Origin of the sequence: Amycolatopsis sp. YIM 10, assembly GCF_009429145.1 — a bacterium.
In the GTDB taxonomy this organism is placed as follows: domain Bacteria; phylum Actinomycetota; class Actinomycetes; order Mycobacteriales; family Pseudonocardiaceae; genus Amycolatopsis.
Window position 1 is genome coordinate 6,299,321 of sequence record NZ_CP045480.1, and the last position, 23,230, is coordinate 6,322,550.

At 70.9% G+C, this 23,230-nt stretch carries 16 protein-coding genes and 2 pseudogenes; 10 read left to right on the forward strand and 8 right to left on the reverse strand.

All coding sequences use genetic code 11. From position 1 onward, the window contains the following. Window positions 1-3: 3 nt before the first annotated feature. From YIM_RS29705 to YIM_RS29720, 4 genes are all read right to left on the reverse strand, one after another. On the reverse strand, window positions 4-1,140 hold the full coding sequence (locus YIM_RS29705) for a mandelate racemase/muconate lactonizing enzyme family protein (protein ID WP_153033480.1): 1,137 nt from the start codon (window positions 1,138-1,140) through the stop codon (window positions 4-6). Further along, window positions 1,137-2,081: a dihydrodipicolinate synthase family protein gene (locus YIM_RS29710; protein WP_153033481.1), complete on the reverse strand. Its 945-nt coding sequence runs from the start codon at window positions 2,079-2,081 to the stop codon at window positions 1,137-1,139. The genes YIM_RS29705 and YIM_RS29710 overlap by 4 nt, the downstream gene beginning before the upstream one ends. After that, window positions 2,078-3,445, reverse strand: a complete 1,368-nt coding sequence (locus YIM_RS29715) for an MFS transporter (protein WP_153033482.1) — start codon at window positions 3,443-3,445, stop codon at window positions 2,078-2,080. Before YIM_RS29715 ends, YIM_RS29710 begins: the two co-directional genes overlap by 4 nt. 102 nt (window positions 3,446-3,547) lie before the next feature. Next, window positions 3,548-4,198: a GntR family transcriptional regulator gene (locus YIM_RS29720; protein ID WP_153033483.1), complete on the reverse strand. Its 651-nt coding sequence runs from the start codon at window positions 4,196-4,198 to the stop codon at window positions 3,548-3,550. Window positions 4,199-4,337: 139 nt separating this feature from the next. Here YIM_RS29720 and YIM_RS29725 point away from each other — a divergent pair. Next, window positions 4,338-4,951 (forward strand): annotated as a pseudogene (locus YIM_RS29725) (transposase); the annotation flags it as partial. Between the two features lie 463 nt (window positions 4,952-5,414). Here YIM_RS29725 and YIM_RS29730 read toward each other — a convergent pair. Continuing rightward, a complete protein-coding gene (locus tag YIM_RS29730; RefSeq protein ID WP_153033484.1) occupies window positions 5,415-6,362 on the reverse strand; it encodes a nuclear transport factor 2 family protein in 948 nt (315 codons plus the stop codon). Between the two features lie 225 nt (window positions 6,363-6,587). Between YIM_RS29730 and YIM_RS29735 the strand changes: the two genes are divergently transcribed. Continuing rightward, the gene (locus YIM_RS29735) at window positions 6,588-7,076 is read left to right on the forward strand and encodes an SgcJ/EcaC family oxidoreductase (RefSeq protein ID WP_153033485.1); all 489 of its coding nucleotides are present in this window, start codon (window positions 6,588-6,590) and stop codon (window positions 7,074-7,076) included. Here the strand turns inward: YIM_RS29735 and YIM_RS29740 are convergent. Then, on the reverse strand, window positions 7,056-8,420 hold the full coding sequence (locus tag YIM_RS29740; protein WP_153033486.1) for a HAMP domain-containing sensor histidine kinase: 1,365 nt from the start codon (window positions 8,418-8,420) through the stop codon (window positions 7,056-7,058). The genes YIM_RS29735 and YIM_RS29740 overlap by 21 nt on opposite strands. Next, a complete protein-coding gene (locus YIM_RS29745; RefSeq protein ID WP_153033487.1) occupies window positions 8,417-9,085 on the reverse strand; it encodes a response regulator transcription factor in 669 nt (222 codons plus the stop codon). Before YIM_RS29745 ends, YIM_RS29740 begins: the two co-directional genes overlap by 4 nt. 102 nt (window positions 9,086-9,187) lie before the next feature. On the opposite strand from YIM_RS29745, the gene YIM_RS29750 reads away from it, so the two are divergent. From YIM_RS29750 to YIM_RS29785, 8 genes and pseudogenes are all read left to right on the forward strand, one after another. Beyond that, window positions 9,188-9,859, forward strand: a complete 672-nt coding sequence (locus tag YIM_RS29750) for a HEAT repeat domain-containing protein (protein WP_153033488.1) — start codon at window positions 9,188-9,190, stop codon at window positions 9,857-9,859. Beyond that, window positions 9,859-10,854 (forward strand): HEAT repeat domain-containing protein, encoded by a 996-nt coding sequence (locus YIM_RS29755; protein WP_153033489.1) that lies wholly within the window; start codon window positions 9,859-9,861, stop codon window positions 10,852-10,854. The genes YIM_RS29750 and YIM_RS29755 overlap by 1 nt, the downstream gene beginning before the upstream one ends. Before the next feature lie 74 nt (window positions 10,855-10,928). Continuing rightward, a complete protein-coding gene (locus YIM_RS29760; protein ID WP_153033490.1) occupies window positions 10,929-15,398 on the forward strand; it encodes a DUF6531 domain-containing protein in 4,470 nt (1,489 codons plus the stop codon). Next, complete coding sequence (locus tag YIM_RS29765) at window positions 15,395-15,790, forward strand: hypothetical protein (protein WP_153033491.1); 396 nt, start codon at window positions 15,395-15,397, stop codon at window positions 15,788-15,790. The genes YIM_RS29760 and YIM_RS29765 overlap by 4 nt, the downstream gene beginning before the upstream one ends. A 452-nt stretch (window positions 15,791-16,242) precedes the next feature. Further along, window positions 16,243-16,767: pseudogene (locus YIM_RS50125) on the forward strand (hypothetical protein); the annotation flags it as partial. 100 nt (window positions 16,768-16,867) lie between these two features. Continuing rightward, window positions 16,868-19,552 carry a WD40 repeat domain-containing protein gene (locus tag YIM_RS29775; RefSeq protein ID WP_153033493.1) on the forward strand — a complete coding sequence of 895 codons (2,685 nt, stop codon included), beginning with the start codon at window positions 16,868-16,870 and terminating at the stop codon, window positions 19,550-19,552. 220 nt (window positions 19,553-19,772) lie between these two features. Next, window positions 19,773-21,161, forward strand: a complete 1,389-nt coding sequence (locus YIM_RS29780; protein WP_153033494.1) for an amidohydrolase family protein — start codon at window positions 19,773-19,775, stop codon at window positions 21,159-21,161. A gap of 218 nt (window positions 21,162-21,379) precedes the next feature. Continuing rightward, complete coding sequence (locus YIM_RS29785) at window positions 21,380-22,126, forward strand: glycosyltransferase (protein ID WP_153033495.1); 747 nt, start codon at window positions 21,380-21,382, stop codon at window positions 22,124-22,126. Window positions 22,127-22,255: 129 nt separating this feature from the next. Here YIM_RS29785 and YIM_RS29790 read toward each other — a convergent pair whose 3' ends face one another. Next, entirely contained in the window at window positions 22,256-23,209 is a 954-nt protein-coding gene (locus YIM_RS29790; RefSeq protein ID WP_153037324.1) for a transketolase C-terminal domain-containing protein, read from the reverse strand. Between the last annotated feature and the right edge of the window lie 21 nt (window positions 23,210-23,230).

A 23,230-nucleotide genomic window follows, 5' to 3' on the forward strand; every position in this document is an offset into this window, starting at 1 on the left:
CGCTCACATCCACGCCGTCGAGCCGTCCGGCCGGACCGGGACCTTGCGGGCCCAGTCGGTCCAGTCGTCCTCGCGCAGCGCGTCCTCGTCGATCTCGACGCCCCAGCCCGGCCGGTCGGGCCGGAGCGGGAGGTACCCGTCCTCGGGGAGGTACGGGTCCGGGCACCACGGCACGTCGGCGGGCCGGTACTCCAGGATCTCGAAGTTGGTCGTCGCGGCGGCGAAGTGAACGTTCGCGGCCGTCGCGAGCGGGCCGAGCGGATTGTGCGGCGCGACCGGGACGTAGTGCGCTTCGGCGAGGGTGGCGATCTTGACCATCTGGGTGAGGCCGCCGACCACGCAGATGTCGGGCTGCACGAGGTCGGCTCCCTGCGCGCCGAGCAGCGAGAGGAACTCGTACGGCGAGTACAGGCACTCCCCCGTCGCCAGCGGCACTGCGATTTCGGACCGGATCCGGGCCCAAGCGGGAATGTGCTCCGGCCGGACCGGCTCCTCGAGGAACAACGGCTCGTTCGGCGCGAGCGCGGCCCCGAGTTCGACCGCCTGCCGGGGTTGCCAGAGGCACGCGTGCGCGTCGAACGCGAACTCCCATTCGGCGGGGTGCCCGGCGCGTACGGCACCGAAGTACTCGCCGAGTTCGGCGGCGAGCAGACCGAACCGGCCCCGGTGCGGCGCACGCCGGTAGGGGCTCAGCTTGAACGCGGTCACGCCGAACCGCTCATGCAGCGCGGCGGTCGTCTCCCTCAGTTCGGGCAGATCCGGTGCGGTGTACACACCGGCGTACACGCGCACGCGATCGCGGACCGCTCCGCCGAGCAGCTGGTACACCGGCACACCGAGCGCCTTGCCCGCGATGTCCCAGAGCGCGTTGTCGATCGCCGAGATCGCGGCCAGTCCCAGCGCGCCCTGCGGGAAGCGGGAGGACTGGTGCAGGAACTGGTTGACGTGGGCGGGCCGGAGCGCGTCCATGCCCCGGATCTGCTCGAACAGGTAGTCGAGCAGCGGCGGGTAGGCCAGGTCGGGGCCGTGGTTGTAGACCTCCGACCAGCCCGAGACGCCCTCCTCGGTGGTGATCTTCACCAGGACCCGCGGCCGGTCGTCCACGCGCTGCCGGAAGGTCTCCAGCCGGTCGATCCTCATGCGACACTCTCCCCGTCCAAGCCGGGGACCACCGGGCGCCACGAGCTGATCGCGTCGGTGACCTCCCGCGCCAGCTCGGCGGACAACGGATGGCTCGGCGGCCGGATGTCCCTGCGGCACAGGCCCACCTGGTGCATGGCCTCCTTCACCACCGACACGTTGCCGGCCGACCGGTCGCGGGCCCGCAGCTCCTCGAAGTGCCGGATCCGCCGCCACACCGCGGTCGCGGCGGCGGCGTCGCCCCGGCGGAGCGCGGCGAGCAGTTCGAGGGAGATCGCCGGGGCGACGTTGATCAGGCCGGAGGTGAACGCCCGCGCCCCGGCCTGCCAGTAGGCGGGCGCGTACGACTCGGCCAGCCCGGCGATCCACAGCAGGTGCTCCGGCGCCTGCGCGCGGGTGGTCGCGAAGGTCACCGGGTCGGCCACCGAGTACTTCAGGCCGACGACGTTCGGCGCCCTGCCCGCCAGCTGTCCGATGTGGACACCCGAGATGGCGGGATTGCTCAGGTACGGCAGCACACCCAGCTCAGGGACGGCCGCGGCGATCGCCGCGTTGTACTCGACCCAGCCGTCGGCGGCCAGGTAGGGCAGCACGGGCTGGTGGATCATGATCGCGTCCGCGCCCTGGTCGCGGGCGAACCGGGCGTCCTCGGCCGCCGTGTGCACGTCCAGCCCGACGCCCGCGACGATCGTGGTGCCGGGAGTGCGCGCCGAAACCACGCTCGCCAGCACCGCACGCCGTTCGGCCGGCGTGAGGGCGTAGAACTCGCCGGTGTTGCCGTTCGGGGTCAGCACGGTGATGCCGTTGCCGATCAGGCGCGCGGCCAGTGCGACGACCCGGTCGTGGTCGATCCCGCCTTCGGCGTCGTAGGGCACGACGGGAATGCCGACGACGGTGCTGAGGCGTTCGACGAGGTCCCCGGTGTCGAGGGTGGTGCTCAAGGATTGGTCCTTTCCGGTGGCCCGGCGAGCGCCGGGGCGAGGTCGGCCGGCTTGACGACCGGCTTGATGCGAACCCAGAACAGGTAGATGGCCGCGCTGATCAGGCAGCTCACCGCGGCACCGACAAGCGGGCCGACGTAGGAGCCGCTGGCGGCGAGGAAAAAGCCGATGGCGATGGGGCTGACCAGGTTCCCGAGCTGGGACCCGAAATTCTGGAAACCCGCGATCGAGCCGACGCTCTCCGGGGTCCTCGCGACCTCCGCGGGCAGGCTGAGGATCGCCGCCCCCGCGAAGGAGTGCGCGGCACTGCTGACCGTGAGCACGATCATCAGCACCAGATTGCTGCTGATGAACGGGCTGAAGCCGATGCACGCGCTCAGCCCGAGCCCGGCGACGATCGGCACCTTCCGCGCGGTGCCCGGGGACAGGCCCGCCGCGAGCATCCGGTCGGACACGACGCCGCCGAGCACCGTGGACCCGATCGCGATGAGCGCGGGAAGCATGCCGACCATGCCGAACTCGGCCTCGGTGAAACCACGGTCGTCGAGCAGGTAGCTCGGGTACCAGGTGAGGAAGAACGCGCCGGCGAGCGAGCGGAAGACGTAGCCGGTGGTCAGCGCCCACACCTGGCCGTCACGGACCAGTTCGCCCCAGTGCACCCCACCCGCAGCGGCGGTGTCGGTCACGTCGGCCTGGTCGGAACGGATGTGCGCCAGCTCGGCCGCCGAGACCCGCGGGTGCCGTTCCGGCTCGCGGTAGACGGTGAGCCAGCCGACTATCCACAGCAGACCGATGAGGCCGATGACCAAGAACGAGAGCCGCCAGCCGCCCAGCAGGGCCAGTGCCGTCACGGCCGGTACCGCCAGCGCGGTTCCGATCTGCTGCCCCATGTCGAACAGGCTCGACGCGAACGCCCGCTCCCGGCGGGGGAACCAGCGTGAGACCACCTTGACGTTGGCGGGCTGTACCGGCGCCTCGCCGATCCCCAGCCCGAGCCGGAACACCAGGATCGACGTGACGCCCTGCGCGGTGGCGGTGAGCGCGGTCCAGATCGACCACCAGCCCACCGCGACCGGATAGATCACGCGCGGGCCGAAGCGGTCCAGCAGCCAGCCGGACGGGATCTGGAACAGCGCGTAGCTCCAGAAGAACGCCGACAGCATGATGCCCTGCACGGCGGGGCTGATCTCGAATTCGTCGGACATGAACGGCAGCGCGACACTCAGCGCGGCGCGGTCGAGATAGGCGATGGTCAGGCCGAGCGCCGAGAATCCGACGATCGACCAGCGCATGCCACGGCGCTGCCTGGCCCCCGCGCCGCCGGTGGCCGGGGGCTCGGACCGGGTCGCATTAGGATGGGGCATCGTTGCTCCTCCGATGAGTAACGGTCACGCTCCTTCGCGGAGCGTGAATCCGCGGGGTGCGGCCCGGGATCTTGGCGGAGAGCGGGCCGTACCTCGCGGTCGTCAGCTGGGGTTGTCGTCCCTCCTGATCTGCCGGTCGACAAAGCCTTCGATGTGCCCGCGCAGCAGGGCGGCGGCACCGTCGGCGTCGCCGTCGGCCGCCAGTCGCAGGATCTCGTCGTGTTCCCCGGCTTCCTGTTCCCACGAAGCGATCCGCGCCCACGAGGACGCCGACACCAGCGCGGTCTGGTCGCGCAAGCCGTCCAGCGTGCGGACGAGCAGCGGATTGCCGCAGGCGGCGTAGAGGCAGCGGTGGAATTCCCGGTTGGCGGTGCTGCGCTCGGACGCGTCCTCGGCGAGAGCGGCCCGTTCGAGCGCCTTCCGCGCGGCGGAGAAGTCACCACCCGCGCGGACGCTGCGCCGCACCGCCTCGGGTTCGAGCAGCAGCCGCAGGTCGTAGATCGCGAGGGCGTCTTCGTAGGTGAGGTCACGGACGACGGTGCCGGCGTACGGCCGGATCACCACGAGGCCGGTGCCCTCCAGCGTCTTCAGCGCCTCGCGCACCGGCGTCTTCGAGACCCCGAACTGGGCCGCGAGATCGGCTTCGACCAGCGGACTTCCCGGTTTGAACGCACCGTTGAGGATCGCCGCCTTGATGGTCTCCAGCACGTGGGCCGTACGCGAGGGCAACGCCCCTGGGCTGACGGCCGGCATCCGGCCACCTCCAAGATATGGTCGATCGTACGTCATATATGACCGGGAACTGTACGTCGCCCGTGGCGAGGAAGCAACCTCGACCGCGGCCTGAGATCACCGGTGGATATACGCGGAACGTACTGGCTGCCGGCCTTTGATGCTCGACAAGCTCGCCGCTCACGGCCCGGTCCTGGTTGTGGTGGATCAGGCCGCCACGATCGGCGCTCTGCCCGTGGCGGTGGCCCGCGCCTGTGGTCACGAGGTGGCCTACCTGCCCGGGCCGGCGATGCGCCGGATCGCCGACCTCTACCCCGGCAACGCCAAAACCGACGCCCGCGACGCCTATGTCATCGCCGACGCCGCGCGCACCCTGCCGCACACCTTGCGCCAGCTCAACGTCGCGACGAAGCCTTGGCCGAGCTGGACGTGCTCACCGGCAGCCACCCCGCCCTCGAACGCGTTCTCGGCCCCAAGTCGCCCATCTCGCGGTGCTGGAAATCCTGTCTCGCTGCGGCGGTCCGATCGGCATCCGCAAGGCCGGGCGCCGCAAACTCGCGGCGATCGCGACCAAGCACGCCCCGCGCATGGGCGCGAAAGTTGCCGAGGGCATCCTCGCCGCGCTGGACGAACAGACCGTCACCGCCGCGGCGGACAAAATCCTGCCCAGGTTCGCGGACAGCCTGAAAACCGTTCTCCAGCAACGGAACCGTCGCCTGCGAGGTCGAGGAGATCCTTGAGGCGCACCCTCTCGCCCAGGTCCTGACCTCGCTGCGACGTCCTCTACGCCATGCTCCGCAACCAGACCCACTACCAACATCCCACCGCCCAAGCGGCTCGACCGCCTCCGCACCGAGGTCCACGCGTGCCACAATCAACGCTATGTCGACCATCCGAAAGGGCAATGCCGCGTAGATCACCAGCCCGTGTCCGGGCCGATACTCATCGCCGCTGCCCGGAGCCTCCGCCGAAGCACTTCAAGCTTGGAAACTGTTCGTCCACGAACCCATGCATCGACTCTGGGAGCCTCACTGTGGCTGCGGCGTGCCGCAATGCTGCCCCGACCCGGCCGAACTGCGACGAACCCTCGTCCTCGTCGCACACGCCCTTCCGCCCGAGGACGCCAGAACCTTCCGGAAACAACTCGCAACCCTCGACGAACTCTGGTGACCAGAAAGCCCCCGGAAGGCGGAGCGGGGCCTGACCATCGAAGTGTGCGAATGACCGGCGGTCGTCCTCAGCCGAAGATCCGTTCGCGGAGCACGGTGACGGTTTCCCTGGAGGCCACCAGGTCGAGCGTGTCGAACCGCAGCGACCAACGCTGCGGCCCGGTGCGCTCGACCACGGCGAACGGGATCGGCCGGGCGTCACCACCGCCGTGCGCGGTGGCGGTACCGAGCCACTCCTGGTAGGTCGTGTCGCCGGAACGAACGGTGACGCCCGGCTGGAGGCGCAGCTCGCTCACCTTGCCGAAGAACCGGTCCAGGTACGCCGTCAGCGACGCGCGGCCGGTGATCGGCGCGGCGAGACCCGGTCCGCTCAGGCTCGCCGTCCCGGCGTTGCCCGCCACCAGTGCTCCGCTCTTTTCCCGCTGCCACAACTGTTGCCGGACGGCCGTCGGCAGCTCCACCCCCGGCCGCGGGTCGCCAGGTGACGACGCGATCCCGTCGAAGAGGCCAGGCAGCGGGTGCTGCGCGTCGGCCACCGGCTCGAACAGCTCGACCTGGTCCCAGGATCGCCTGCCGTCCTGCACCCTGGCCGGTTCCCGATCGCCGAAGACCAGCCGGTGCGTGGTCCGGAACGACACCGCCTTCCCGTTGACGGTCCCGGTGTTGCGCGCCTCGACAAAGGCGACCTTCCCGTCCGGGCTCGCGGTCGCCTCCTCCGGCACGAACCGGTAGTCCGGCACCAGCCGGTTCACCCCTTCGATTTGCGCGCGAATGCCCTCCGGCGTGTCGATCGGCCGCTGGAGCCCGCTGTCCCACAACCGTGCCGACCCATCCGAGACGAACAGGTCCAGGTAGGCGTCCACGTCCCGCGGGTCCTCGCCCCAGGCGGTGTAGGCGGTCAGGAAGGTGCGCACGTTGGCGGGCAGCTCCCGGAACGGGTCTCCCGCCGCCTCGGCGGGGACCGCCAGAGCGGCGAGTGCGGTGATCCCGGCGAAGGCACTGATCCAAGCGCGCAAGGTGGTTCTCCCAGTCATCGGGGCAGCGGTCCTGCCCGGTACCGGTAAGCCTGGCAACGAGCGGACGCCGGGTCGATTACCCCGGAGGTAACGCGGTGGTTTCCGGCGACTCCCGCGTTCTTGTCCAAGTCTTGCCCGTTCGCTGTCTTTCTCCTGTGCTGGCCCTTCACCCTCTGTGTTCATTGTGGAGGGTGTAAATCACCCCACAGCACAAGGAGTTCACCGATGCGAGTCACGACCCGCGTACTGGCCGGAACCGGGCTGGCTGTCACGGCCGCGGTCGCGCTCAGCGCCTGCTCGGCCACCGCGGCCCCCTCGTCGGCGCCCGCTCCGCCCAGCGAGCAGGAGATCGCCGCGCTGTTCCCGGCCTGGAACGCCGCACTGGCCACGGGCGACCCGCAGCGCGTCGCCGATCTCTACGCGCCGGACGCCGTGCTGCTGCCCACCGTGTCGAACCAGGTGCGCGCCGACCGCGCCGGGATCGTCGACTACTTCACCAAGTTCCTGCAGAACAAGCCGAAGGGCACCATCAACCAGGAGATCGTCGAGGTGCTCGACGCCGACACCGCGGTCAACACCGGCGTCTACACCTTCGAGCTGACGCAGAACGGGCAGCCGCAGCAGGTCCAGGCCCGCTACACCTACGTCTACGAACGCATCGACGGCAAGTGGCTGATCGTCAACCACCACTCGTCAGCCATGCCCGAGGGGTAGTTCGACCCGCACCACCAGCCCGCCACCGGCGGCGGCATCGAGCACCACGGTGCCGCCGTCGTCGGTGACCAGCTGCCGCGCGATCGCCAGGCCCAGCCCCGAACCGGTCGGCCCGGTCACGCCCTGGCCGCGCCAGAACCGGTCGAACGCGCGGCTCCGGTCCTTTTCGGACATTCCGGGGCCTTCGTCGGTGACCGTCAGCACGGCGCGGTCGCGCCTGGCGTGCGTGGCCACGGTGACCTTCCCGCCGTCCGGCGACACCTCGATGGCGTTGGACAGCACGTTGTCCAGCACCTGCTCCAGGTGCCCGGCGGTGGCCAGCGCGAAGACGCCGGGGTCAGCGTGCTCGGCCCGCAGTTCGACACCCCGGTCCGCGGCCACCCCGCGCCAGGCGTCGAACCGCTCCGCCACGACGTCGCGGAGTCGCACCGGTTCCGACGCGGCGACCGCGGCTTCGGCCTTCGCCAGCGCCAGCAACCCGTTGACCAGCCTGCTCATCCGCACCACCTCGGCGGTGGCCAGCTCGACGTCCTCACGCACCACCGGGTCGTCCGCGCCGTCGGCGATGTTGTCCAGGGAGAGCCGCAACGCGGTGAGCGGGGTGCGCAGCTGGTGGGAGGCGTCGGCGATGAACGCGCGTTGCGAGCGCACCAGCGTGTCGATGGTTTCGGTGGCCTTGTTCAGCGTCGCGGCCAGCGTGCGGGTCTCGCTCGGCCCGGTTTCCTCGGCCCTGGCGGTCAGATCGCCGTCCCGCAGGCGGTTCGCCATCCGGTTCAGCTCCCGGAACGGCCGGGTCAGCCGCCGCGCCAGCAACACCCCGAGGAACGCCGCCACGATCAGCACGGCCACCGCGAGCACCGCCCGGAAGCCCCAGATCTGCACTTGGCGCTCGTTCAGCGGGCCCGACGGATAGCTCACCCGGATCGCGCCGACCACCTGACCGGCGTCGTTGCGTGCCGGGCGGGTCAGCACCAGTCCGTCGGTACCCAGCGCTTCGGCGGTGCCCCACTCGGACGTCGCCTCCCCGGCCAGCGCCCGGCGGAACGCCTCGTCGCCGGCGACCGGCGGCAGCGGCATGGGCGAGGCCGCCACTCCCCCGGCCAGCAGGGCGTCGAGGCGGCCGGGGGTTTCCCGGTCGTAGGCCTCGGCCAGCCGGGCCAGCGCCTGCCGGGACGGGGCGTCGTCCCCGGCCAGCAGGAGCGCGGCGGTGTCGGCCTCGCGCCGCACCGAGACCTCGATGTCCCCGCGGAGCTGGTCGACCAGCACGAACGCGACCGGCACGGTGAACGCCGCGATCGCCACCGCGACCAGCACGATGTAGCTGACGACCAGCCTGCGGTTCACCGGAAGCCCAGCCGGAAGCCGACCCCGCGGACCGTCTCGATGGTCACCGCGTCACCGAGCTTGCGGCGCAGCGCGCCGACGTGCACGTCGAGGGTCTTGGTCGGCCCGAACCAGTTCGCGTCCCAGACCGCTTCCATGATCTGCTCGCGGGTGAACACCGCGCCCGGCTCCTCGGCCAGGAACGACAGCAGGTCGTACTCCTTCGGCGGCAGGCCGAGTTCGGTGCCGTCGAGGTGCACGCGGCGCGCGCGGCGGTCGATCACCAGCCGCCCGCCGGCGTAGGAATCGGCCTCGACCGGCCCGGTCTGCTCCGGTGGCCGCACCCGGCGCAGCACCGCCCGCATCCGCGCGATCACCTCCCGGACGCCGAACGGTTTCGACACGTAGTCATCCGCGCCGATCTCCAGCCCCACCACCCGGTCGACCTCGTCGGCGCGGGCGCTGATCACGATGATCGGCACGTCACCGCGCGCCCGCAGCTCCCGGCAGACGTCCAGGCCGTCGGTGTCCGGCAGGCCGAGGTCCAGCAGCACCAGCCCGGCGGGCTCGGCGGCCAGCGCCGCCGCCCCGGTGCGCACCCAGTCCACCTCGTAGCCGTACCGGCTCAGCCCGCGGCGCAACGACTCCGCGACCGGCTCGTCGTCCTCCACCAGAAGAATGCGCACCCCGGCATCATGCCACCCCGCCGGGTCCACAAAGGATGCACAACCCGGCACTTGACCTTGACACTGTGACAAGGTCTTCACTGCGCGCAGGAGGTGGTTCCCATGAACCCGACACACCGGAACCCACCGGACACGCGCACGCTCGCCGGGCTGGACGCCGGCGACTCGTCGTCGCGCCTCCAGGCAGCTCTGGCGGCAGGCACGCACCCCGACCCCGGCTTCCTCGACGCGCTGGTGGAGCGGTGCGCGGTCGAGCCCGACTTCTTCGTCCGCGACATGCTCACCTGGGCATTGACCCGCCTCTCGCCGGAGGTCACCGTGCCCAGGCTCCTGGTGGAACTCCGTTCCGAGCGTGCCCAGGCCCGGAGCCAGGCGCTGCACACGCTGTCCAAGATCGGGGACGCGAAGGCATGGCCCGCGATCACCCAGTCGTTGCTGCACGATGTCGACGACGACGTCGCGCGGAGCGCGTGGCGTGCCGCTGTCGTGCTGGTGCCACTCGACGACCGGCAGGCGCTGGCCGCGGATCTGGCCGCACAACTCGGTCGTGGCGACCGGAATGTGCGGTTGAGCCTCAGCCGCGCTCTCGTCGCGCTCGGCGACGTGATCCTGCCGGTGCTGCGGACGGCACTCACGAGCCGGGACCCGGCGGTGCGCGCGCACGCCCGCGCCACGGAGAAACTCCTGCGCGACCCGGACGCCGGTTTCGACCTGGCACTCGACGAGGCGCAGCGGATCGTCGCGCTCGGCCCGGAACGGAGTGGAGGAACATAGTGCTGATCGGTGAGGTGGCGCGCCGTTGCGGGGTGAGCAGCCGGATGCTCCGGCACTACGACTCACTCGGCCTGGTGCGGCCGACGGGTCGCACCGTCGGCGGTTACCGCGAGTACTCCGCCCAGGACATCCGCCGGATCTTCCACGTGGAAGGCCTGCGGTCACTGGGATTGTCGCTGCGGCAGATCGGCCGAGCGCTGGAGGATCCGGCCTTTGCACCGTCCACTTTGGTCAGTGAGCTGATCCGGCGGACCGAAGACCGGTTGAAGCGCGAACAGGAACTGCTCGACCGGCTCCGCACGATCGACGCGTCCGCGCCCCTCGACTGGCAGGACGTCCTGCGGGTGGTCGAACTGCTGCACGGGCTCGACTCGCCGAGTGCCGCACACCGCCAGCAGGCCGTCCTGGCGCCGGCCGAGGACGCGCCGGTGCCCATCGAGCTGCTGGCCAAGGCGGTCCTCACCGAAGCCGACCCGAATGTCGCGGGTGCCCTGCGCTGGGCACTCGCGCGGGCGGGCGACGACGGTGTGGCGAGCCTGGCAGCCGGCTTGTCTTCGGAGGACGTCGACATCCGGCGTCGCGCGATCATGGCGATCGCCGAGCTGTCCGGCGAGGAGGCGACCACGGTGCTCGCGGACGCGCTCGGCGACCCGGACCCGACCGTGCGCGCACACGCCGCACTGGCCTCGGGCAGGCGTGGCGCGGTCGCGGCCATCCCGATGCTCGTCGACATGATCGTCGAAGGCGCAAACGACGTCGAAGCGGCGGAGGTTCTGGGTGCCCTGTCGCTGGAGTCCGCCGACCGGATCATGCGCGCACTGGCCGACGCGCTCACCGCCGACACCACGAACTCGGCGGCGCGGATCCGCCTGACCCAGGCCCTCGCCGAGCTACCCCCGACCGCGGCGCAAGATCTCCTGCGGCAGCTGACTCACGACGAGGATCGGGCAGTCGGCCTCATCGCCTCAGCCATCCTCCGCACCCTCGAAGGTTGAGATCTGGATGCCCTGCGCGGGAACCGGGGTGGTCGTGGTGACGTCGTAGGCTGCGGGGCTGGAAGGGAGCACGTATGCCTGAGGGGAATCCGCTGGTCGCGCAGGCGCAGTCGCAGACCACCGGGGTGACCGGGATCGGGATCGCCGAGTCCGCGGTCGACCTGGCCAACGGGGTGTCCGACGGCTCCTGGGTCGAAGCCGGACTCGGCGCGGTCGGCGTCGGACTCGAAGTCCTCTCGATGGTCGTCGACCCGATCGGCACGCTCGCTTCCTACGGTGTCTCGTGGCTGATCGAGCACGTGCAGCCGCTCAAGGAGGCACTCGACTGGCTGGCCGGGGACCCGCCGGTGATCCAGTCGTTTTCCGAGACCTGGGCCAACGTCGCCGCCGAGGTCAACGCCATCGCCGGCGACCTGGGCAATGAGGTCACCAACGGCACCGCCGGCTGGCAGGGCGAGGGTGCCGAGGCGTATCGGGGCGCGGCGGCTGAGCAGGCGGATGCACTGGCGGGTGCGGCGTCGCTGGCCGACGGCATTTCCGCCGGCGTGATGATCATGGGCACCGTCGTCGCCGCGGTACGCGAACTGGTCCGCGATCTGGTCGCCGAACTGGTCGGCAAGCTCATCACCTGGGCACTGGAAGCCGCCGCCACCCTGGGCTTCGCCACCCCCGCGATCGCCGTACAGGCCACCACCGCCATCACCAAAACCATCAGCAAGATCAGCGACTTCATCCGCAAACTGGTCAAGACCATCGGCAACGTCTCCCCGAAGATCCGCAAGATCATCGACAAACTCGGCGAGATCATCGAAAAGCTGTCCAAAATGCTCCGCAAAGGCGGCAAACCCGGCAGCGGCACCACCCCCTCCGGCGCCAAGCCCAGCACCACCAAAACCCCGGACACCACCCCCAACTCCCCCGACACCACCCCTTCCGGCACCGACACCACCCCCGACGGCGGCAGCCCCACCACCCCCGACGGCGGAAAACCGGGCAACGGCAACCAGCCGGACTCACCGAGCAACCGGCCGGACGACGTCAACGACACCAAGACCCCGATCGACCAGCGCAAGTGCGAGAACGACCCGATCGACGTCGCGACCGGGGAAATGGTCCTGCCGCAGACCGACGTCGAACTCGCCGGCGTGCTGTCGCTCGTGCTGCGCCGCACGCACATCTCGTCCTACCGGGCCGGCCTCACCTTCGGATCGTCCTGGGCCAGTACCGTGGACCAGCGGCTCGAATTCGACGCCGAGGGCGTGCTGTTCGTCGCCGAGGACGGCATGCTGCTGGCCTACCCGACACCCCCGGACACCGGCTCGGTGCTGCCCGCCGCAGGCCCGCGCTGGCCGCTGAGCCGCTCCGGGGACGAGTTCACCATCCAGCGCGATTCGGGGCAGAGCCTGCACTTCCCGGCCGGTGCGGAACCGGTCCGGCCGCTGGCCCGGATCGAGGACCGCAGCGGCAACCGGATCACCGTGCACCGCGACCGCGCCGGGACACCGCTGGCCGTCGAGCACTCCGGTGGCTACCGGGTGGAGTTCGAGCACGAGGGCGGCCGGGCCGTCGCACTCCGGCTCGCCGATCCGGCCGGTTCCGGCATCGTCCTGCTGCGATACGCCTACGACGAGCGCGGACGGCTCACCGAGGTCGTCAACTCCTCCGGCCGCCCGCTGCGCTTCGAGTACGACCTCGCCGGCCGGGTCACCAAATGGACCGACCGCAACGGCGAGTGGTACCGCTACTTCTACGACGCCAAGGGCCGGTGCGTCGCGAACCAGGGTTCCGGCGGCTTCCTCAACGGCACTTTCGGCTACGACGATGACGGCCGCGTCACCCGCTTCACCGACGCACTGGGCAACACCACCACCTACCGCTTCGACGAGCGCAACAACGTCGTCGCCGAGACCGACCCGCTCGGCCACACCTGGCGGCAGGAATGGGACGCCCACGACCGCCTGGTCAGCCGCACCGACCCGCTCGGGCGCAGCACGCGCTACGAGTACGACCAGGACGGCAACCTGACCAGGCTGACCCGCCCGGACGGCACCCAGGCGCTGGCCGAGCACAACGAACTGGGCAGGCCGACGGTCACCGTCGACCCGGACGGCGCGGTCTGGCGACGCGGCTACGACCACGCGGGCCGCGTGGTCTCGATCACCGACCCCTCCGGTGCCACCACGACCTGCACCTACCACGAGAACGGGCAGCTCGCCTCGGTCACCGACCCGCTGGGCCGCACCCGCCGCACCGAAGTGGACGCGGCCGGGCTGCCGGTGGCCGAGATCGACGTCCGGGGCGGGGTCACCCGGTACCAGCGCGACCAGTTCGGCCGGATCATCTCGGTCACCGACCCGAGCGGCGCGACCGCGCGGATGGCGTGGACGGTCGAGGGCAAGCTGCTGTCCAGGACCGCCCCCGACGGCAGCGTCGAACGCTGGAAGTACGACGGGGAGGGCAACGAGGTCGAGTACCAGGACGCCGCCGGGCGCGGTGTGTCGATCCAGACCACGCACTTCGACCTGCCCGCGGTGGAGACCAGGACCGACGGCAGCAGCCTGACCTTCACCTACGACGCCGCGCTCCGGCTCCGGGCGGTCACCAACGCCCAGAATCTCGAATGGCGCTACGACTACGACGCGGCGGGCAGGCTGGTCGCCGAGACCGACTTCAACGGCAGGCGGGTCCAGTACGAGCACGACGAGGCGGGGCACCTCGTCGGGCGCACGAACGGGCTCGGTCAACGGGTCGGGTTCGTCCGCGACCGCGCCGGGCGGATGCTCCAGCGACGCTACGACGACACTGTCGAGGTCTTCGAATACGACCCGGTGGGCAGGCTGGTCCGCGCCCGCAACGCCGACGCCGACCTGGTGCTCGGCCGGGACCTGCTCGGCCGGGTGATCTCCGAGTCCGTCAACGGGCAGGCGGTGACCTCGGCCTACGACGCGGCCGGACGCCGGATCTCCCGGCGTACCCCGACCGGGGCGCAATCGCACTGGCGGTACGGCGAAAGCGGGCAGCCCGCGGCACTGACCACCGCCGGGCACACGGTCAGCTTCGGCTACGACGCGGCGGGGCACGAGGTCGAGCGCCTGCTGGACAGCGGCACGATCATCGCCCAGTCCTGGGACGCGAACCACCGGCTGGCCAGCCAGACGGTGTCCACGGTGACCGGTGGCGGCCGGGCGCAGGTGATCCAGCGACGCGACTTCAGCTACCGCGCGGACGGCCACCTCGTCGCCGTGGACGACCAGCTCGAAGGCCCGCGGTCGTTCCAGCTCGATGGCGGCGGCCGCATCACCGCCGTGCGCGGTGCGGGGTGGAGCGAGCAGTACGCCTACGACAGCGCCGGCAACGTGCAGGCTGCGGGCTGGCCCGGCGGCGACACCGAAGCCCACGGCGAGCGCGCCTACAGCGGCACTCTGCTCACCCGCGCCGGGAAGCTGCGCTACGAACACGACCAGCAGGGGCGCGTCGTGCTCCGGCAGAAGAAGCGGCTGTCCGCCAAACCGGAGAGCTGGCACTACTCCTGGAACGCCGACGACCGGCTCACCGGAGTGGTCACCCCCGGCGGGAGCCACTGGCGCTATCTGTACGACCCGCTGGGCAGGCGGATCGCCAAGCTCCGGCTGGGACACGACGGCACCGTTCTCGAACGGACGGACTTCTGCTGGGACGGCCTGCAACTCGCCGAGCAGGTGCACTCCGGCGGCCACGCGCTGACCTGGGACTGGGAACCGGGCACCTTCCGGGCCATCGCACAGGTGCACCGGGTGCGGTCGGCCGAGCAGGGCTGGATCGACGACCAGTTCTACTCGATCGTGACCGACCTGGTCGGCACCCCGACCGAACTGGTGGACGCGTCCGGGGCGCTGGGCTGGCGCCGCCGGTCGACGATCTGGGGCCACGACATCGGCTCGGCGCCGCAACAGGCAGGCACGCCGCTGCGCTTTCCCGGCCAGTACTTCGATCCGGAGTCAGGACTCAACTACAACCATTTCCGGCACTACGACGCCGAAACCGGCCGTTACACGTCGACCGATCCCGTGGGGCTGGCGCCGGCCCCGAACCCACACGCCTACGTGCCCAACCCGACCGCCGCGATCGACCCGACCGGCCTGTCCCCCTGCCGCACCTACTACAGCGTCCAGGGCAGGGCCGACGCCGACCGGCTGATCAACGACGGCGGCGAGCCGTGGCCGTCCGGAGTGGACGCGCAGGGCAGGCCGCGAAGTGAGCTCGGCGAAGGCCTCTACGCCTGGGAAACGCGCGATCAGGCGGAACGCTATCTGGACATGGTCCGAAGCCGCGACGGGGCGCCGACCGACCTGGAGATCATCGAGCACCGCATCCGGGGCGAGGACTTCGACGGACTGCGGTCGGCGGACATGACCACAATGGACGATGACGCGGCGACCGACCTGTGGAACCAGGGAAGCAACCACGACTACGAGCACATCCGCCGCGGGACCGGGCGGTTCGGCCCGGAGAACTACTTCCACCACAGCGTCTACCACCTGTTCGAGACAAGGAGGCCGGGATGACCGTTGGCGAATTCAGGTTGCAGCGCCAGAAGAACGGTCGCGGCTACTTCGGGCACGTCAAGGTGCGCGTGACGCCGGCAGCCACGTCGTCGGTGACCTGGGCGATCCCCGACGGCGATCCAGCCTCCCTGCAGACCAGGGCGGACGCCGAGTTCGTCGAAGCCGCGCTGGCCGGGGTGCGCGACGGGCTCGACCTCGTGCGCGAGCTCGGCACCACTGTGGACGGTCATGCGGTGGAAGTAGTCCAGGCGCTGGCGTACCTGACCGATCTGGACGAGTCCGCGGTGCACGCGGCCGGGGTGCTCGCCGTGGCTGAGGCCTTCGATGCACAGGACCGTCTCACCCTGACCTTCGACGACGGCTGGCACGTCACTCCGCTGGGCAGGTCGTAACCCCAGGCCGATCCAGGCATCACTGATCCATCGACTCGGTGACGCGGCCCTACTGCGTCGTCCGGGCCGTGTGGGGTGGTTGTTTCCGGTGAGGTCCGGCACTATCAGGGACCCGCGGCAGGAGCCTGGAGCGGCAGAGGGGGTTCGGTTTGCCACGGCCGGAGAGACCACTGGATCCCGACGCTGGCCCCGTCCAGCGGTTCGCGATCGAGTTGCGGCAGTTGCGGGCGCGGGCCGGAAGCCCTGGTTATCGCGCGCTCGGGGCCAGGGCGCACTATTCGGCGTCGACGCTGGCCGCCGCCGCGCGTGGGGATCAGTTGCCCAGTCTCGCTGTCACGTTGGCCTACGTCCGCGCGTGCGATGGCGATTCCGCCGAATGGGAGAAAAAATGGTGGGAGCTTTCCGAAGAATTGGACTCCCGCCAGGTGGAAACCACCGAGGAACCACCGTATGTGGGGCTGCGGGCCTTTCACCCCGGTGACGCCGGCCGGTTCTTCGGGCGGGACAGGCTGGTGTCGAAGATCGTCGAGCGGCTGGACCGACATCGCGTCGTCGCGGTGGTCGGGGCGTCCGGGTCCGGGAAGTCGTCCGTGCTGGCCGCCGGGCTGCCGGTGGACGGGTGGCTGCGGCTGACCGTCAGGCCCGGCGCGCATCCGCTGCGTGAGTGCGCAAGCGTGCTGGCCGCGGCTGCCGAGGTGCCCGTCGCCGAATTGGGGAGCGGCCCGGCGGAACTCGGGCTCGCGGCCGAGCAGGTGCTGGTGAACCAGCCACACGAAGGCCTCCTGCTGGTCGTCGACCAGTTCGAGGAGGTCTTCTGCCTGTGCGAGGACGAGACCGAACGCGCCTCCTTCATCACCGCGCTCCTCGCCACAGCGGCGAAAGAAACGCACCGGACCAAGGTGGTTCTCGGCCTCCGCAGCGACTTCTACCCGCACTGCGCCCAGTACGCCGAACTCGCCGAGGCCGTCGAAAGCGCGCAGGTCCTGGTGGGGCAGATGAGCGCCGACGAGCTGCGGGAGGCCATCACCCGGCCCGCGGGCATACGGCTGCACGGTCGAAACAGCGCTCGTCGCGCGGGTGATCGCCGACGCGAGCGGGCAGGTCGGCGTGCTTCCCCTGGTGTCGCACGCTTTGCTCCAGACCTGGCGCCGCCGTCACGGCACCACGCTGACGCTGACCGGGTACGAGGCCGCGGGCGGCATCGAACGGGCCGTCGCGCGCACCGCCGAAGCGGTCTACCTCGGGCTCGACCCCGCCCAGCAACCGCTGGCCCGGCAGATCCTGATGCGGCTGGTCGCCGTCGGCGAGGACGCCGGCGACAGCAGGCGGCGCATCTCCCGCGAAGAACTCGACACCCACGACCCCGACGTCGAGACCGTGCTCGACCGGCTCACCGGCGCCCGCCTGCTCACCCGCGACCACGACCGGATCGATCTCGCCCACGAGGCCCTGATCCACCACTGGCCGCGGTTGCGCTCGTGGCTCGACGAGGACCGGGAAGGGCTGCGCGTGCACCGGGAGCTGGCCGAAAGCGCGCTCGGCTGGGAGAACCACGGCCGCGACGAGAGCCTGCTCTTCCGCGGGGCCCGGCTGGCACTGGCCCGCAGCCGGGCCGGCGGCCTCCCGCTGAGCCGCCGCGAGAAGGAGTTCCTCGTGGCAGGCGAGCGCGCCGAGGCGCGGCAGCACGCCCTCACCCGGCGCCGGATCTGGCAGTTGCGCTGGCTGGCCGCCGGGCTGGTGGTCCTGCTCGTGGTGGCCGTCGGCGCCGCCGGGCTGATGCGGGCGGAACGCCGTCAGGCGCTGGTGCAGAGCACGATCGCCACGTCGAGGCAGCTCGCCGCCGAGGCGCTCAGCGTCGCGGGCGCCGACCGTGGCAAGGCGATCCGGCTCAGTGTCGAGGCATGGCACGCGCATCCGACGCAGGAAGCACGCAGTGCCGTGCTCAGCGCGAGGTCGGCGCACGGTCCCACGGCGGCGTTCCCGCTCGACCCGGTGTGGAACAGCCAGGCGGACGACATCGCCTTCAGCGCGGACGGCCGGTGGCTGGTGTCGGTGTCCGTGGCCCAGGACATGGTTTCGCTCTGGGACACCACAACACGCTCGCCGGCCGGACATGTGTCCTTGCCACAACTGGGTGAGAAGAGCCCGCGGATCAGCCCGTCCTCGGTCGCGGTCGGCAGCAGCCGGGACGGGCGTTACGTCGCGGTTCGCTACTCCACCCGCACGGTCGTGCTGGACACCGTCACCCACACGCAGGTGTCCAAGGCGACTCCCGCCGCCGGGGAAATCCTGCTCACCAGGTATCAGGCCTCGCGTGGGGTCATCGAGGTCCGGACCGCGGCCGATGAGGAGGTCGCGACCATCGGTGACCTCCCCGAGGAGCCGCTTCAGCTGGTCACCAGCTCGGACGGGTCGGCCATCGCGGTGCTCGAACGGGACCGGGTCCGGCTCTGGCGGCTGGGCACCGGACAGGTCACCGTCCTGCCGTCGCAAGGGCTCGACGCCCACGCACTCGCGCTCAGCGCCGACGGCGGACTCGCCGCGGTCTCGGACGGGCCGGAGATCACCGTGTGGCACACCGGCTCCGCGACGCAGGCAATGCGGTTGCGGGGACACGCGCGGCAGGTCAGCGACCTCGACTTCGACGACACCGGGATGCTGCACTCGGCGGCGGACACCGTGGCGAGCTGGAACCTGGGCACGCAACGGATGGTCGCCCAGTTGCCGGGAGATCGGTCGGCACCGCAGTACACCGCGGCGGACGTCAGCCCCGACGGGCGGCACTTCGCCGCCGCGTCCCCGGACGGCTGGCTCCTGCTGTGGGAACGGTCGGCGCTGCCCCTCATCGGGCACCCGCATCCAGTTTCCGCGGTCGCGTTCGACGCCACTGGCGCCGCACTCACCTCGGTCGATGTGACGGGCCGCAGCATGATCTGGGACCCGGCGGCCCGTGCCGGACAGCCCGCCACCGGCCCCTCCCCCACACCGGCCACCTCGTTGAGCGCCGACGGCACCCGGCTCGCGGTCACCACCTCGCCGGACACGATCACCGTCACCGACACCCGGACGGGGCAGCTCGTCCGGACGTTGCCGACCTCTCCCGTCACCGTCATGGCCTTCAGCCCGGACGGCAATCAGCTGGCCACCGGCGCCGGATTGTTGTGGAACCTGGCCGATGGCGGGGTGCGCGGCTTCGGTGCCGTCGGGGAGACGATCCACGACCTGGCCTTCAGCGCCGACGGCCGCCGCTTGATCGCCTCCGCCGGGCTCGGCCAGGTTCACGTCTGGGACGCCCGCACGCTCGAACGGCAGCTCGTGTTCGAGAACGAGCCGGGGGTCTACGCGCCGGTGGTGGAAGTGGCGATCAACGCGGCTGGCACCCTCGCGGCAACCAGCGACAACCGGGGCCAAACCGCGATCTGGCGGCTTGATCCCCCGGTCAAGGCGGCGGTGCTGGGCAGCCAGGGCGGAACGCCCTTCCCGCTCGCGTTCAGCCCGGACGGGCGCTTCCTGGCCACCAACGGCGCCGACCACACCGCCGTCGTCTGGGACCTCTCGGACTTCCGGCGCTGGGCGACGCTGCACGGTCACACCGGCACGATCACCGCGCTGGCGTGGCATCCCGACGGCTCCACCCTCGCCACCGGCAGCGACGACCAGACCATCACCACGTGGCCGCTGGATGCCGCGGCGGCGAGTACCGCGCTCTGCGGCGACCTCGTCCGGAATTTCCCCGCCAGTTCACCGCCCTCGGCGTGTTGAGCGCGGCTCCGTTGTGCGGCGGTTGTGCGGCGGTTGTTGTGCGGCTCCACGACCCGACGCCGCACAACGGCCGGTCGGCTAGAACTGACGTCAGCCGCCTCACCCCGGGGCAAGGGGGAGGCCGGGGTGAGGCGGCACTCGACCGGCCCCTTGATCCCGCCAGCGACTGCGCGCAGAATGCCGGGACGCTTCGCGCGAAGAGGAACTGGGGGTTCCGACGATGTGTCACCTGCATGCCGCCAGACCGTCCACCGCCCGCACTCTCGGCAGGCGGGCGGTGCTCGCCGGCGCGGGCGGGTTGCTCGCCGCCGGTGCGCTGACGCCGGTCGCCACGGCGGCGCCACGGGTGCTGTCGCGCACGTGGGCGGTCGTGGGCGCGACGGTGTTCGACGGCGTCCGGCAGCTGTCGGACGCCACCGTGGTGATCCGCGGCGATCGGGTCCTGCGCGTCGGGCGGCGGTCCCAGGTCACGCTGCCACCGGGCACCGACGTGATCGACGGGCGGGGCCGCTTCGTGCTCCCGGGGCTGATCGACGCGCACCAGCACCTCGGCGGCGCCACCGTCGCCGAACGCGCGGCGAACCTGTCCAGCCTGCTGGGATTCGGTTACACCACGGTGTTCGACCCGTTCACCTCGCTGGCCGACTTGGCCGTGCTCAAGGCGCACTCCGCCGCACCGGACGCGCCGTCACCGCGGTATCTGGGCACCGGGCCGATGCTCGGCAGCCCCGGTGGCTGGGGCGACTTCAACATGCCGGAGACCACGGTGGTGGTCACCGGGCCCGACCACGCCTTCGAGGTCGTGGACCGGCTCGCCGACGCGGGCGTGGACGCGATCAAGGCCGCCAACGACGACTGGTTCTGGGGTCGTAGCCCGCTGCTGAAGACCATGCCCGTGGACACGCAGGCGGCGATCGTCGCGGCCGCGCGCCGCCGGGGGCTCAAGGTGTTCTTCCACGCGCCGTCGCGGCGGCTGGCCGCGCAGGCGCTCGAAGCCGGTGCCGCCGGGCTGCTGCACGGGGTCCTGGACGAGCCGGTCGACCAGGACTTCCTCCGGTTGCTGGACCGGACCGGGGCGTCCTACGTGAGCACGATGATGATCTTCGAGGTGTTCGGCGACCTGGTCGGCACCGTCGGCAGGCAGCAGGCCTACGACCGGCGGGGACTGGTCCCGGCCGCGACCTACGACGCGCTGCGCGGCCCCGACGCCATCGCGGCCGTCGAGTCCACTGTGGACCCCGCCGTGATGCGGTCGCACGTGGCGGTGTTGCGGGCCAACGCCGCACCGGTCTCGGGCACCCGCGCCAACGTCGCGTTCGGCACCGACGGCGGTTCGTTCGGCGAGGCGCTGGGCATCGCCGGTCACGTCGAGCTGGTGCTCAACGGTGAAGCCGGGCTGAGCCCGCTCCAGGTACTCCGCGGCGCCACCCTCGGCGCGGCGCGCATGCTCGGACGGCACGATCTGGGGTGCCTGGCGCCGGGCAAGCTGGCCGACCTGGTGATCCTGCCGGTGGATCCGTTCGCGGACCTGGCCAATCTGCACTTCATCGACCAGGTTGTCCGGGGTGGCCGCCTGTTCAACACCACCGACCTGCGCGCGGCCCGCTGACGGCCGCTCATGCCAGCCTTGCTCCACGAACAGACGATCGTCATTTCGCCGGAATTCAACCAAAAACTGGCTGCTCCGACTGTGGCCGGAGCAGCTCCAACGTGGCTCGACGGCCAGCCTCCTCCATTACGTGCCGCCGGTAGGGGTGGTTGATCAGCGGGTTAGGCTGTGCGCGTGCCGCCGCGTGATCTTCGCTCTGTCTGCCAGGCGGGTGCTGGATGCCGGTGATCAGCGTCATCACCGCGGTCTACGACGGCGGGCACCACTACCTGCTGGAAGCCTACGAGTCACTCGCCAAGCAGACGCTGCCCGAAGGCTGGGAATGGCAGTGGTGCCTCCAGGAGGACGGCGACACCGGGCAACCGCTCGCGGAACTCCCCGCGGACTCCCGGATCTCCTACGGCACCGGCCTGCACGCACGCACCGGCGTAGCCCGGACCATGGCGCTCACGCGGGCACAGGGCTCCCTCGTGCGAACGTTCGACGCGGACGACATCCTGCTGCCCGGCGCCCTCCAGCGCGACATCGAAGTCCTGCGGGACGTCGCGTGGTGCACCTCAGCCTGCATCGACCTGCTCCCCGACGGGACCACCGAACCCGGCCCCTACGACCCACCGGACGGACCGGTCGAACCCGGCCGGTTCTTCGCCGAGCACAGCGACAACCGCTTGTCCGTGCAGGCAGTCACCTTCGCCGCCCACATCGGTCTCGTGTGGACACTCGGTGGCTGGCCCGCGCTCACCGGCGCCGAAACCGACGGCCTGCTCCTCGCCGCCGACGCCGTCTCGGCCGGGTGGTTCATCGCCGAGCCCAGCGTTCTCTACCGGAAGCACAGCGCGCAGACCACCGCGTCCTCCCGCTACTGGGACGATGCCGAGTCCACCGCCCGAGCGACAGCAGTCCGCCAGCGCGCCGCCGCACTCCGGAAGGCAGGCTGGCGCTGGAGCCCCGACGCGCATCATTAGCTCCGGCTATTTCGACTACACCTCACCCACCAGCCAGTTTCGCGACCAGCTCAACCTGCGGTCCACAGTGGATCATCACCACATCGCCTTCGGGATGCCGCAAGCTTCCACGACCATGTCGCGGTGGTCCTAGGCGATTTCCGACAGGACCTTGTCCACGACTCGGTCCGTGGCCAGGCCGTAGCGGTCGTGCAGGGTGGGCAGGGCGCCCGCGGCCAGGAACTCGTCCGGCAGCGCGACCGGGACGATCCGGCTGCTCACCCTCCCCCGGACCGCCGCGGACGCGACCGTTTCGAACAAGCCGCCCACGACGGTGTGGTTTTCCAGGGTCACCACCAGCCGGTCACCGGCGATCTCCCGGAGCACGGTCGCCTCGTCGAACGGCTTGATCGTCGGCGCGTGCACGACAGCCGCGTCCACGTGGTGCGCCGCCAGTTTGTCCGCCGCCGCGAGGGCCCGCATGGTCATCAGTCCACTTGAGACGAAGACAACGTCGGACCCGCCACGCAGTACGGCGGCTTTCCCCAATTCGAAACGGTAGTCGTACTCGTCGAGCACCGTGGGGACCTTGCCGCGCAGCAACCTCAGGTACGTCGGGCCGGGCGAAGCCGCCAGTTGCGGGACCGCCTGCTCGATGTCCACCGAGTCACAGGGGTCCACAATGGTCAGATTGGGCATTCCCCGGAAGATCGCGATGTCCTCGGTGGCCTGGTGACTGGGACCGTACCCGGTGGTGAGGCCGGGCAGGCCGCCGACGATGTTCACGTTGAGGTTCGGCTCGGCGATGTCCAGGCACAGGAAGTCGTACGCGCGCCGGGCCGCGAACACCGCGTAGGTGGACGCGAACGGCACCAGCCCGACCTCGGCCATGCCCGCCGCCGCGCCGAAGAGCAGCTGCTCGGCCATGCCCATCTGGAAGTACCGGTCCGGGTGGGCCTTGGCGAAGATGTGCAAATCGGTGTACTTGCCGAGGTCCGCGGTGAGGCCCACGATCCGGTCGTCGGCCTCGGCGAGCGCGGCCAGTGCGTGGCCGAACGGCGCGCTCGCCGTCCTCTGGCCGGGCTCGGCGAAGGAGGCGATCATCGCCGAGGTGGTCAGCGGCTT

What these genes read in the sequence shown, in the direction of transcription:
- YIM_RS29705 (WP_153033480.1), bottom strand. Translation starts at nt 1,140, where the DNA reads ATGAGGATCGACCGGCTGGAGACCTTCCGGCAGCGCGTGGACGACCGG.
- YIM_RS29715 (WP_153033482.1), bottom strand. Translation starts at nt 3,445, where the DNA reads ATGCCCCATCCTAATGCGACCCGGTCCGAGCCCCCGGCCACCGGCGGC.
- YIM_RS29720 (WP_153033483.1), bottom strand. Translation starts at nt 4,198, where the DNA reads ATGCCGGCCGTCAGCCCAGGGGCGTTGCCCTCGCGTACGGCCCACGTG.
- YIM_RS29735 (WP_153033485.1), top strand. Translation starts at nt 6,588, where the DNA reads ATGCGAGTCACGACCCGCGTACTGGCCGGAACCGGGCTGGCTGTCACG.
- YIM_RS29750 (WP_153033488.1), top strand. Translation starts at nt 9,188, where the DNA reads ATGAACCCGACACACCGGAACCCACCGGACACGCGCACGCTCGCCGGG.
- YIM_RS29760 (WP_153033490.1), top strand. Translation starts at nt 10,929, where the DNA reads ATGCCTGAGGGGAATCCGCTGGTCGCGCAGGCGCAGTCGCAGACCACC.
- YIM_RS29765 (WP_153033491.1), top strand. Translation starts at nt 15,395, where the DNA reads ATGACCGTTGGCGAATTCAGGTTGCAGCGCCAGAAGAACGGTCGCGGC.
- YIM_RS29780 (WP_153033494.1), top strand. Translation starts at nt 19,773, where the DNA reads ATGTGTCACCTGCATGCCGCCAGACCGTCCACCGCCCGCACTCTCGGC.
- YIM_RS29785 (WP_153033495.1), top strand. Translation starts at nt 21,380, where the DNA reads ATGCCGGTGATCAGCGTCATCACCGCGGTCTACGACGGCGGGCACCAC.
- YIM_RS29790 (WP_153037324.1), bottom strand. Translation starts at nt 23,209, where the DNA reads ATGATCGCCTCCTTCGCCGAGCCCGGCCAGAGGACGGCGAGCGCGCCG.